The sequence below is a fragment of the Ideonella sp. P3_A4 genome, assembly GCF_056403075.1.
In genome coordinates this window covers 1-11782 of the sequence record NZ_JBFUGE010000167.1, presented here as the reverse complement: position 1 = coordinate 11782, position 11782 = coordinate 1, and the positions used below count along the sequence as shown (strand labels likewise).

13 protein-coding genes are annotated in these 11782 nt (G+C 68.2%); 10 read left to right on the top strand and 3 right to left on the bottom strand.

Going from position 1 to position 11782, the window contains the following annotated elements; all coding sequences use genetic code 11:
- The 7 genes from AC1DYI_RS16050 to AC1DYI_RS16020 all read left to right on the top strand — a co-directional run.
- The coding region (locus AC1DYI_RS16050; RefSeq protein ID WP_477205130.1) for an AfsR/SARP family transcriptional regulator at positions 1 to 1576 on the top strand (1576 nt) is incomplete at its 5' end.
- 123 nt (positions 1577 to 1699) lie between these two features.
- Entirely contained in the window at positions 1700 to 2203 is a 504-nt protein-coding gene (locus tag AC1DYI_RS16045; protein ID WP_477205129.1) for a hypothetical protein, read from the top strand.
- A 119-nt stretch (positions 2204 to 2322) separates the two neighbouring features.
- On the top strand, positions 2323 to 2874 hold the full coding sequence (locus AC1DYI_RS16040; protein ID WP_477205128.1) for a hypothetical protein: 552 nt from the start codon (positions 2323 to 2325) through the stop codon (positions 2872 to 2874).
- Between the two features lie 150 nt (positions 2875 to 3024).
- The gene (locus tag AC1DYI_RS16035; RefSeq protein ID WP_477205127.1) at positions 3025 to 3357 is read left to right on the top strand and encodes a hypothetical protein; all 333 of its coding nucleotides are present in this window, start codon (positions 3025 to 3027) and stop codon (positions 3355 to 3357) included.
- A 151-nt stretch (positions 3358 to 3508) separates the two neighbouring features.
- A complete protein-coding gene (locus AC1DYI_RS16030; protein ID WP_477205126.1) occupies positions 3509 to 3760 on the top strand; it encodes a hypothetical protein in 252 nt (83 codons plus the stop codon).
- Positions 3761 to 3850: 90 nt separating this feature from the next.
- Positions 3851 to 4210: a hypothetical protein gene (locus AC1DYI_RS16025; protein ID WP_477205125.1), complete on the top strand. Its 360-nt coding sequence runs from the start codon at positions 3851 to 3853 to the stop codon at positions 4208 to 4210.
- A 66-nt stretch (positions 4211 to 4276) separates the two neighbouring features.
- Positions 4277 to 5845, top strand: coding sequence for a helicase HerA-like C-terminal domain-containing protein (locus tag AC1DYI_RS16020; protein ID WP_477205124.1), 1569 nt, complete (start codon positions 4277 to 4279; stop codon positions 5843 to 5845).
- 18 nt (positions 5846 to 5863) lie between these two features.
- On the opposite strand, the gene AC1DYI_RS16015 is transcribed toward AC1DYI_RS16020, so the two are convergent.
- Entirely contained in the window at positions 5864 to 6367 is a 504-nt protein-coding gene (locus AC1DYI_RS16015) for a hypothetical protein (RefSeq protein ID WP_477205123.1), read from the bottom strand.
- A 183-nt stretch (positions 6368 to 6550) separates the two neighbouring features.
- On the opposite strand from AC1DYI_RS16015, the gene AC1DYI_RS16010 reads away from it, so the two are divergent.
- From AC1DYI_RS16010 to AC1DYI_RS16000, 3 genes are all read left to right on the top strand, one after another.
- Positions 6551 to 7708, top strand: a complete 1158-nt coding sequence (locus AC1DYI_RS16010; RefSeq protein WP_477205122.1) for a sensor histidine kinase — start codon at positions 6551 to 6553, stop codon at positions 7706 to 7708.
- A gap of 5 nt (positions 7709 to 7713) precedes the next feature.
- Positions 7714 to 8559, top strand: a complete 846-nt coding sequence (locus tag AC1DYI_RS16005; protein ID WP_477205121.1) for a LytR/AlgR family response regulator transcription factor — start codon at positions 7714 to 7716, stop codon at positions 8557 to 8559.
- Positions 8560 to 8693: 134 nt separating this feature from the next.
- Entirely contained in the window at positions 8694 to 9005 is a 312-nt protein-coding gene (locus AC1DYI_RS16000; protein ID WP_477205120.1) for a 2TM domain-containing protein, read from the top strand.
- A gap of 87 nt (positions 9006 to 9092) precedes the next feature.
- Here AC1DYI_RS16000 and AC1DYI_RS15995 read toward each other — a convergent pair whose 3' ends face one another.
- Positions 9093 to 9689: a chalcone isomerase family protein gene (locus tag AC1DYI_RS15995; RefSeq protein ID WP_477205119.1), complete on the bottom strand. Its 597-nt coding sequence runs from the start codon at positions 9687 to 9689 to the stop codon at positions 9093 to 9095.
- 230 nt (positions 9690 to 9919) lie between these two features.
- Positions 9920 to 11470 (bottom strand): methyl-accepting chemotaxis protein, encoded by a 1551-nt coding sequence (locus AC1DYI_RS15990; protein WP_477205118.1) that lies wholly within the window; start codon positions 11468 to 11470, stop codon positions 9920 to 9922.
- Positions 11471 to 11782: the final 312 nt, after the last annotated feature.

The window sequence follows — 11782 nt, the reverse complement described above, 5'->3', positions numbered from 1 at the left end:
GTACCACCTGTGGCGCGGCGAGTTCAGCCGCGCCAGCCTGATCGTCGACGCCCTGCCCGGGCTGGACATGAGCGGCCTGCTGCCGGGCGAAGCGCTGGTCTGGTTGGAGACATTGGCCACCCACGCCCGCTACGCCGCGCAACCCGAGCGCGGGCAGCAGGCCATCGACACGGCCTTGCAGCTGGTGCGCCAGCACGGCCTGCGCCAGCACAAGTACGCACTGCATGCGCATGGCGCCTCGCTGGCGCTGGCCGGGCACGACGCCGAGGCGGCCCAGACCCACCTCGACGCAATGCGCCCGGTGCTGGACCGCGGGCCGCAAGCTGATCAGACGCACTACTGGCACTTCCATGCGGGGCTCGCGCTGCTGCGCGGCGATACGGCGCAGGCCATCGAGCTGGCGCGCGCCGCGCTGGACAACTCGGCCGAGATCGGCGGCCCGTTTCGCACCGCCACCCACGCGCTGAGCCTGGGCCAGGCGCTGCTGGTGGCCGGCGACACGCCCGCGGCGCTGGCCGCTTTCGAGCAGGCGCTGACCGCCGCCCGGCCGATCGGCGCCGAGTTGCTGGTCTTCACCGCCCTGCTGATGCGCGCCGCCTGCCTGCAGCGCCTGGGGCGTGGTGACGACGCGCTGGCCGACCTGCGCGCGGCCTGGGCCGAAGGGGCGCGACGAGGCTTTCGCACCACCGCCGTCTGGTGGCTGCCCGACGTGATGGCGGATCTGGCGCGGCTCGCGCTGGCGAACGACGTCGAGCCCGCCTTCGTGCGGCGCTTCGTGCGCCTGCACGCCCTACCCGGCCCCGACTCTGCCCTGGACTGCTGGCCCTGGCCGCTGCTGCTGCGCAGCTTTGGCGAGTTCGAAGCCACGCTCAACGACGCGCCGCTGGCCCGCAGCGTCGGCAAGACCGCCCAGCGCCCGCTGGACCTGCTGCGCGCGCTGCTGGCCCATGGCGACAGCCCGCTGCCGGTGGCCACTGCACTCGACTGGCTGTGGCCGGATGCCGACCCCGGCGCGCAGCGCAAGTCGTTCGACGTGGCATTGCTGCGCCTGCGCCGCATGCTGGACGACCCGCGGCTGGTGCACCTGGAAGGCGGCCGGTTGTCGCTGGACCCGCGCTGGGCCTGGAGCGACGTCGGCGCGTTGCATGGGCTGATGCAGCAGATCGGCTCGGCTCACGCCGCGTCGTTGCCCCAACTGCGCGGCTGGGGCCAACAGTTGCTGGGCCTGATGCGCGGCCCGTTCCTGGTCGGTGAAGACGCCGACTGGGTGCAGGCGGCGCGCCAGCGCTATCGCCAGCGCTTCGTCATCACGATCGCCCAATTGGCCTCGCACATGGAGCCGCTGGACCCAGTGGCATCGGTGCAACTGTACGAACGCGCGCTGGACGTCGAGCCGTTGGCCGAATCCCTGAGCCGCCGCCTGATGCGGCTGCACAGCCAATTGGGCCAGCACGCCGAAGCGTTGCGGGCCTGGCGCGCCTGCTGCACGATGCTGGCGGTGGCGGCCGGCATCGGCCCGTCCGAAGACACTCGCCGCCTGGCGTTGGAGCTGGGGCTGCCGGCCTGGCGGCCCTGATCGTCGGGCGCCTCCCCAGTTTCGAGGGTGCTCGGTGGGGCAGCGGTAGGGCATCGGTAAGACGGGCACCGGGAAGCTGTCCGCTGCCCCACCCCACCACCCAAGAGACTTCAGGAGGCCCCGATGTCACACACCACCTTGTCCCTGGCTGCTGCCGCGCTGGCGCTGGCCGCGCTGCACCCACAAGCCCACGCGACGGCCGACTGGCTGACCGTGGCGCCGACCTGCGTGCCCGATTCACCGCAGTCGCTGCAGCTCGGCCTGACCAGCTTGACCGGCGGCTATGTGCGCGCCGGCCGCAACCCGCCGGTCGCCTACTTCTGCCCGGTCTGGAACCCGGACGACCTGGTGGCCGCAGCGACGAGCTGGAAGTTCTTCAAGCTGCAGGCGCTGGACCCCAACGCCAACGGCGGCAGCATCGTGGCCACGCTCTATGCCAAGAGCCGCGCCAGCGGCACGGTCAGCCTGGTGACGAGCGTCAGCAGCCTGCAGTCCAGCACGGTCAAGGTCGCCACGGTGGCGCTGCCTGCCAGCCTGAACTTCAAGCGCTACGCCTACTACGTGACGATCGAGATGGCGCCGCCCTCGCTGCCTGCCGAGGCCCACATGGTGATGCTGACGAACTAGGGGCACACGCCCCCGCGCCTGCAGCGAGATCGGAAGGCAATCGGTAGGGCAGTCGGGACAAAAGTGAAGGCCGGTCGATGCATCGGCCTCGCTTGTCCCAACCCCTACCGGAGACCACCATGTCCTTCCACCTTCGCCTGACCCCCACTCTGCTGTCGCTGGCCGCTACCCTGATTTGTGGCTCGGCTTGCGCGCAGACCGAACGCAGCTGGACCAGCATCGGCTCGGCCGGCGCCGTCAACCCGAGCCAGCAGGCCAGCGTCGAACACTCGATCAACTGGGCCCGCGTGCCGTTCAACGCCAGCAGCGGTGAAGCCACGCTGCACTACAACATCACCGCGGTCGATGGGCTGTTCGTGCCGCCGCCAAACCTCAGCTCCTTCGCCTTCGGCATGCGCTTCATCGACAACGGCGCGTCGGGCCGGGTGCAGTTGCGGCTGCGCTCTTACGACCGCTCGAACGGTGCACTGGCCACGCTGGAAGTGCTCGACAGCAACAACGTGGCACCCAGCAGCAGCGCGCAGTCGACCTTCCGATGTATCGCCCACGAGTTCGACTTTTCGCACAAGACCTATTTCGTCGAAGCGGTGCTGAGCAAGACGGCGTTGGCCGGCCGCGCACAGATCGGCGCGATGTGGTTGACGCCGACCGACTGCATCGTCTCCCCGTGAGTCCCGTGTCAGCAAAGGAGCACGCCATGAACACCCGCTTCCCACCCGCCCGGCTGGCCCGCGCTTTGGCCACCTGCGCGCTCGCCGCCACCACCGCTGGCGCACACGCTGCCTTCATTCGATGACTGGCAAAGCGCTGCCAGCGCCTGCGTGCCGATCAACTCCAGCACGCTCGGCACTGCGACCATCCCGACCAGCGGTGCCTATGTCCGCGCGCCCTTGGCACCGGCGGCGAATCTGGTCTATGTCTGCAACGTGCTGGACTCGTTTGCGACTGCGGTGCCGACCTGGAACTACCTGCATTTGCAGTACCTGGACCTGGTCGGCGACGCCGTGCGGGCACAGCTGTTCCAGAAGAGCAAGGCCACCAGCGCCGTCGTCCTGTTGGCCACCGCCGTCAGTGCGGCCGCAGTGCCAGTCACCACCGCGACCGTATTGGTGCCGGCAATGAACTTCGCCGCCAACAGCTACCACGTGTGGTGATCACGCTGACGCCGCAGACTTCGACCCAGGTGCAAGCGCACATGGTGACGTTGACGCAGTAGGGGGTGCGCGCGCTAATATGAACGAGGCGCGCAGGGCCGCGCCACCAGTGCGGCCCATGCCACCCCTATACATACTGGAGGTAACCCTAATGCGCCAGCTGTCTGTCATCCCCGCCCTGTTGCTTTGCGCAGGAACTCTGTTGAGCGGTTGTGCGACAGCACCGCCGGAGCCCGAGCCCACCGTCTCGCAGGCCGACATCCCGGATCCGTCGCGCCAGAAGTGCGCCACCACCACCGGCAGCCGCATCGCCACCACCTGCTCGAACCTGGTCAAGTCGACCAACAACACGGCAGCGGTGCGTGAAATGCAGCGTCACCAGCCGATGCCCGGCGGCAACTAAGCCGGCATCGATCACCGGTGTCCAAGCGGCTGGCGTTCGCGCCCGCCGCTTTTTCGTTTTCCCTGAAGAAGCTTGAGAATTGAGCGGAACATGGTCAACGACGTAACAAGTTACCATGAATGTCCAGCGGTGCGCCCGATGGCAGCGCCGCTGTTCAACATCACCATAATCCATGGAGGTATCCCCATGCGTTCTCAACGCCATGCCCTTTCTTTGGCTTTGCTGACCGGCACCATCGCCCTGCTGAGCGCGTGCGCCTCGTCGGCGCCGGCGACCACGGAGTCCGGATCAACCACCGCTGCGGCGCCCCGCGCGATGGTCTCCGTCGAATGCGAGACCAACACCGGCAGCCGCCTCTCGGCCTCGTGCCGACGCCCGAAGAAGTCGGTCGAGAACGCCGCCACGGCCACCGGCACGACCGAACAGCCGCCGGCCGAAGTCGCCAAGTAAATCCGGCCCTGCGACTCCGATAGACTGAGGCGGCCCAGCCACCTCAGTCCCTCTGCGAGTCCTCTCATGGCCGAACCCATCCTCGTCGCCCAGCATGGCGACACTGCGTGCCACCTGCTGCCCGGCCTGGCCAACCGCCACGGGCTGATCACCGGCGCCACCGGCACCGGCAAGACGATCACGCTGCAGACGCTGGCGGAAAACTTCTCCAAACTCGGCGTCCCGGTCTTCATGGCCGACGTCAAGGGCGACCTGACCGGCATCACCCAGGCCGGCCACGTGGGCGACAAGCTCGCGGCCGTGCTGAAAGAGCGCGGTCTTGATACCCCCGAATCCTTCGCCTGCCCCGCCATGTTGTGGGACGTGTTCGGCGAAGCCGGCCACCCGGTGCGCGCCACCATCAGCGACATGGGCCCGTTGCTGCTCGCCCGCATGCTGGCGCTGAACGAAACCCAGTCCGGCGTGCTGAACATGGTGTTCAAGATCGCCGACGACCATGGGTTGGCGCTGCTGGACCTGAAAGACCTGCGCGCGATGCTGCAGTACGTCGGCGAGAACGGCAGCCAGTTCACCACCGAATACGGCAACGTCAGCGCCGCCAGCGTGGGCGCCATCCAGCGTGGACTGCTGCAGATCGAAGAACAAGGCGGCGACAAGTTCTTCGGCGAGCCGATGCTCAACATCGCCGACTTCATGCAGACGGTGGATGGCAAGGGGGTGATCAACATCCTGGCCGCCGACAAGCTGATGAACGCGCCGCGGCTGTACGCCACCTTCTTGCTGTGGATGCTGTCGGAGCTGTTCGAGACCCTGCCCGAGGTGGGCGACGTCGAGCAGCCCAAGCTGGTGTTCTTCTTCGACGAGGCGCACCTGCTGTTCAAGGATGCCCCCGCGGCGCTGGTCGAGCGCATCGAGCTGGTCGTTCGCCTGGTGCGCAGCAAGGGTGTGGGCGTCTACTTCGTGACGCAGAACCCGCTCGACGTGCCCGACACGGTGCTGGGCCAGCTCGGCAACCGCGTCCAGCATGCGCTGCGGGCCTTCACGCCACGCGACCAGAAAGCCGTCAAGACAGCGGCCGAGACGATGCGCGCCAACCCGGGGCTGGACATCGCCACCGCGATCAGCGAGCTGGCGGTCGGTGAAGCCCTGATCAGCTTTCTCGACGCCAAGGGCCGGCCCGAAATCACGCAGCGGGTGTTCGTGTTGCCGCCCGGTAGCCAGATCGGCCCGATCACGCCGGCCCAGCGCCAGGCGCTGCTGCAGGGCTCGCTGGTGGCCGGCGTCTACGAAAAGACTGTCGACCGCGAATCCGCCTACGAAAAGCTCAAGGGCCGCGCGGCGGCGAGCGCCGACAACGCCCAGTCGATGGCCGACGAGGCCGAACGCGCCACCCGTGGCAGCCCCACGCCCACGGCGTCGACAGGCGGCGCCGAGCCGGCGGGTGGTGGCCTGTGGGGCAGCTTGAGCGGCGTGTTGTTCGGCAGCACCGGCCCTCGCGGCGGCCGCCACGAAGGCCTGGCCGAATCGGCAGCCCGCAGCGCGATGCGCTCGGTCGGCTCGGCCGTCGGTCGCGAGATCGTGCGCGGCGTGCTGGGCTCGATCCTCGGTGGCGGCGGCACGCGACGTCGCCGCTGAGTCCCTGGCAGTGGGAGCTCAGGCGGCCTGCGCGAGCGTCGGCCGCACCGGCATCCGGGGCGTGTAGCCGCGCACTTCCAGGTCGTGCTTGTCTTCGGCGACGGCCGCCAGCAGCTCCTTGCGGACCTGGCCTTCGAGCAGCGGGCGGATCAGGCCGCCGATCACCGGCGGCAGCGGCAGTCGGACGGTGACCTCCACCATCGTGCCGGCACGGGCGCCCCGGGTCTCGGCGCGGAACTCGAAGTGAATGGAGCCGCCCTTGTTGAAACCTTCGACCGAGGTGTCTGTCATGCTGCCGGCAGCGCCGAACTCGCGCTCGAACACGTCGCGCTGGCGGATGCCCAGCAGCTTGACCTGCTGCACGTAGCGCGCCCGCCGAGGCGACTGGTGCAGCACCTCAAAGCTCAGCTTGGGGTGCACATTGGCCTGGATGTGGTGGTCCAGGTCCGCAAACTGCGCTTTCACGAGCGACAGGTCGGCGGCGATCCATTCTTCGTGGCGGACTTCGGCAAAGCGGGTCATCGGTGTCTCCTCGGTCAGCCGCGCAACGGCAGCGCGGCCTCAGGAAAGACATACGCAGCCGACGCCGGCCCGGATTCATCCGCCCCACCGCTCGCGTCGCCGCGCCCAGGCTTGGCGCCAGCCGGGTGCCGCCTGTCGCGCCGGGACTGACCGGCCAGTCCCTCGGCGCCGACAATCGCGGCAATGGCTGAACAATCGATTTCCGCGCCGCCGACAGCCGCCTTGCCGCTGCGTGCCTGGGCGCTGCGCTCGCTGCGTCACGTCGGCTACGCCCTGGTCTTGGGCACCGGCGTGGCGGTGATGCTGATGCTGCTGTTTCGGCGCAGCTCCTGGCACACGCTGGTCTATTCCTGGTGTATCTCGATGGGCTGCAGCGTCTCGATCGATGTGCTGCGCCACTTCGCCTCGGCCTGGGTCTACCGGCACGAGCCGCAGGCCAGCACCCAGGCACAGGCCGACTGGCCCGGCTGGGGCTGGATGTCGGCCTGCCTCGTCTTCGGCACGCTGTCCGGCATCACGCTCGGCTCCCAACTGGGCAATCTGCTGATCGGCCGGCAAGGTCACGCGTTCGGCGAGGGCATCGGGATGGGCGCCGCGATGCTGCTGATCTCGCTGCTGCCGGGCGTCGGCATCACCTACTACTACCACGCCAAGGGCCGGCTGCAGGCGGCGCAGGCACTGGCCGAGGCCGCCCAGCGGCAGGCGGCCGAGACGCGGCTGAAGCTGCTCGAATCGCAGCTCGAACCGCACATGCTGTTCAACACGCTGGCCAACCTGCGGGCGCTGATCGCCCTCGACCCGGAACGGGCCCAGGCGATGCTGGACCGGCTGATCGACTTCCTGCGCGCCACGCTGGGCGCCAGCCGCGCGCCGCTGCACCCTTTGTCGGCCGAGTTCTCGCGCCTGGGCGACTACCTGGCGCTGATGCAGATCCGCATGGGTGACCGACTGCGTGTCGAGCTGGACTTGCCCGATGCATTGGCCAGCACCCCGGTGCCGCCGCTGTTGCTGCAGCCGCTGGTCGAGAACGCGATCAAGCATGGGCTGGAGCCCAAACGCGGCGGCGGGCTGATCCACGTGCAGGCGGCCACCGAAGCCGGTGAGTTGGTGCTGCGTGTGGCAGACACCGGCGTCGGACCACAAGCTGCCGGCGCCGAGCCGGCGGCCCCCGTGGCCACCGCCGGCACAGGCTTCGGCCTGGCGCAGGTGCGCGAACGCCTGGCCACGCTGTACGGCGCGCAGGCATCGCTGTCGCTGCAACCGGGCCCGGCCGAAGCCGGCGGCACTGTCGTCACGCTACGCTGGCCGTTGGCCGCCATCGACGCATCTTCTTCCATTTGACTGCCATGACCCAGCCCTTCACCGATGACCCGCAGCTGCCCGCCACCGCACTGATCRCCGAGGACGAGCCGCTGCTCGCCCAGGCCCTGCAAGCCGAGCTGAAGCGCGCCTGGCCGGGCCTGAACATCGTGTCGCTCGCGCCGGACGGCGACAGCGCGATCGAGCAGGCCCTGGCGCAACTACCCGAGCTGCTGTTTCTGGACATCCGCATGCCGGGCCGCAGTGGCCTGGAGGCGGCGCAGGCGGTGGTCGAAGACTGGCCGGCCGAGCGGCCGCTGCCGCTGGTCGTCTTCATCACGGCTTACGACCAGTACGCGCTGCAGGCCTTCGAGGCCAGCGCGGTGGACTACCTGCTCAAACCCGTGYAGCCGGCGCGCCTGGCCGCGGCTTGCCAGCGCCTGCGCGGTCTGGTGGCGGGCCGCCGCCCTGTCGGTGGTGCGCCCAGCCACGCGCTGGCCGAAAGCGAGCAACTGGTCAGCCAGCTGCGCCAGTTGCTGGGCGCGCCAGTAGCTGGCAGTGCACCGCAGTTGCTGAGCGTGATCCAGGCTTCCAGCGGCTCGGTGGTGCACATGGTGCCGGTCGAAGACGTGGTCTATTTCGAGGCCGCCGACAAGTACGTGCGGGTGCTCACGGCGACGCAAGAGCACCTGATCCGCACCTCGCTGCGCGAGCTGCTGCCTCAGCTGGACCCGCAGCGCTTCTGGCAGGTGCACCGCGGCACCGTCGTGCAGGCACGCGAGATCGAGCAGGCACTGCGCGACGAGGTGGGGCGTGTGCAGCTCGTATTGCGCCATCGCCCCGAGCGGCTGAACGTCAGCCGCATCTACGCGCCGCGCTTCAAGGGCATGTGAGCCAGGGGCGCAGTTCGCGCCCGCTGCCGGCCATTGGCGAACGCCGATCGCCATGCGTCGCAACCGGCTGGTGGCATCGGGCGGGCAGCGCGACGATGCAGCCATCCCGAACCCCAGCCACACCGGAGGCCCGCATGAACACCTGGAACGACATCGACAGCGCGACGACCAACGCAACCGAAGCCGCCCTGCTGCGCCGCGCCCGCAAGCGCGTCGCGATGAAGACGGGCTTCTACATCCACGCCCTCGTCTTCACGCTGGTCAACCTGGGCCTGTTCCTGTTGAACCAGGCGATCGGCGGCCGCCCGTGGAGCCACTTTCCGCTGTGGGGCTGGGGCCTGGGCCTGACCATCCATGGCGTCGTGACCTTCCTGAACCTCAGCGGCGAAGGCTGGCGCGATCGCATGCTGACCGCTGAAGTGGCGCGGCTGCGCGGCCAGGCTTGAAACGACAAAGGCGCCGACCGGCCCTGGCGGGACGGCGCGGCGCCTTGCAAGGCTTGATCGGGCGGGCCGCTGAAAGCCCGCCGGYGGTCACGAAGCCTTTTCGCCCAGCAACGCGGGCTTCAGCGTCGTGTCGGCCGGCTTCTCGCCGAGCCAGATCTTCAGGATCGCGTTGTAGAACGCGATGTCGGGCAAAGGCTCGGACATGGCCTTGCCGTTCAGCATCATCACCGTGCCGCTGCCGGGCACCCAGTCGCTGGTCAGCACGTCGCCCTTCTTCAGGCTCTCGACGGTGGTGAACATCTCGCCGAACTTCGCCATCTGGTTGACGATCTTGCTCTTCTCCGCCTTGTCGGTGTTCTTGTTCAGGCCGGCCATGAAGGCCTCGCCCAGGTCCGAACCACTCACCTCGCGCAGCATCACCAGCGTGAAACGGCGCGGGCCCTCGACCGCCAGCACCTCGGCGGCGGTCTTCTTCTTCTCGGGCAGGTACAGCCCCATCACATAGACCTTGAAGATGGCTCGCGTGCGCACGCCGGCGCCATTGAGCTTCAGGTCCTTCCCGGCGACCTTGGCGCTGTCGTCAAGCTTGACGCCTTCGACCTCGACGGCCGCAGCCGGCAAAGCCAGCGCCATCGCGCACAGCAGCCCACCCATCAGGCGGGGGATCGCGAAACTCAGTTTCATGCGGACTCCAGCAAGGAATGACAAAAGACGAGAACGCGGCCACCACGCAGCCGGCCTCGTATCAGGGCACAGCGGCCGGCGGCCTGTCAAGGCCGGGAAACAGTGATGGCGCGGCCTGGATGGCCTGCGCTTGAACGACAACGCGGCCTGGACGGCCGCGGTTGTCAGGGCGTGTGGGAGGGGACGCCGGTTGTCTGGTTTGCTGCTCGCGCCGGGCGAGGACGCCCAGATCAGTCGTGCAACTTGAACAGGCTGACGGTCTGTTCCAGCGTCTGCGACTGGCTGCGCAGCGATTCGGCAGCGGCAGCCGCCTGTTCCACCAGCGCGGCGTTCTGCTGGGTCGAGCTGTCCATCTGGTCGATGGTGCGGCTGACCTGCTCGATGCCCACGCTTTGCTCCTGGCTGGCGGCGCTGATCTCGCTCATGATGTCGGTCACGCGGCGCACGCTGGCCACCACCTCACCCATCGTCGAGCCGGCCTGGGCCACCAGCTTGCTGCCCACCGCCACCTTCTCGACCGAGTCGGTGATCAGCGTGCGGATCTCCTTGGCCGCGCCGGCCGAGCGCTGCGCCAGCGAGCGCACTTCGCCCGCCACCACCGCGAAGCCACGGCCCTGCTCACCTGCGCGGGCAGCTTCAACCGCCGCGTTCAGCGCCAGGATGTTCGTCTGGAACGCGATGCCATCGATCACGCCGATGATGTCGCCGATCTTCTTCGACGAGGCGTCGATCGAGCCCATGGTCTGCACGACCTGCGACACCACGTCGCCGCCTTGCTTGGCCACTTCGGAGGCCGAGCGCACCAGCGTGTCGGCCTGGCGGGCGTTGTCGGCGTTCTGGCGCACGTTGTTCGTCAGGTCCTTGATCGAATGCGCGGTCTGCTGCAACGAGGCCGCCTGCTGCTCGGTACGGGTCGACAGGTCCATGTTGCCGCTGGCGATCTCGGCCGATGCGGCGGCGATCGACTCGGTGCCTTGGCGCACGTTGCCGACGATCTGCTGCAGGCATTCGTTCATGTCGACGAGCGCGGCCATCAGCTGGCCGGTCTCGTCTTGCGTCTTGACTTCCACGCGGCTGGTCAGGTCACCGGCGGCCACACGCTGGGCGATCGACACGGCGTGCGTCAGCGGCACGGTGATGCTGCGGGTGCACAGGTAGGCAACACCCAGGCTCAAGGCCGCAGCGCCCAACGCCATGCCCAGGATCAACAAGCCCGTACGCTTGGCCTGCGCCGCCGAGGCGACACGCGCCTCTTCCATCTGGCCATGCTGGTAGCTGATGAACTTGTCGAGCGCGGCAAAGTACTTCAGCTGCACCGGGCGGATGGCGAAGACGAACTTCACCATCGCGTCGTCCTTGTTGTCCTCGGCCACCAATTGCGAAAACGCAGCGGCCACTGGCTTGAACTTGTCGCGCAGTGCGGCGATTTCCTTCAGGTGCTCCTGGCCGGCTTCGTCGGTGATCAGCGTCTTCAGGTTGTCGAAGGTCGCGTCATTGGCCTTCATCACCTTGTCGATGTTCTCGAGCTCTTTCTTGATCTGACCGGGCTCGGTCATGATCAGGATGTTGCCCATGTTGCGCGACACCTCGCTCACCTCGGACTTGATCTGCCCGGCGACCACGGTCTTCTGATAGCGATCGCCCACCAGCAAGCCGATTTCGTCGCTCATCGCGCCGATGCGCATGTAGGCCATGCCCGCCATGACGCCAAAGACGGCGATGACGACGCCAAAGCCAAGTGCCAGCCGCTGGCCGATCTTCAGTCGGGTGATGTTGAACATGCGTTTTCCGTGGTGTGCGCCAGCCTGGGGCGGCCAGCTGCCGGCCCCTGCGTCGCGCGACAGGCCGATCCTTCTCACAGAGATTTTCGGCCGCGGCAACGTTTTCTTGAGCCCGGAAATGCAGGGCGAAGCGGTCTCTTCTAGCCGTGACGCGGTCACCGCCAGGCGGAACACGGCCCAAAAGCACAACGGCCGGTGCAAAAGCACCGGCCGTTGTCTGAGACGGGTCAGGTTGGGTTCAGCGGGACGAGGCCATCGGGCCGTAGCCGCCATGGCCCGGGTTGCCATACCCACCGCCATGCCCGCCCGGAT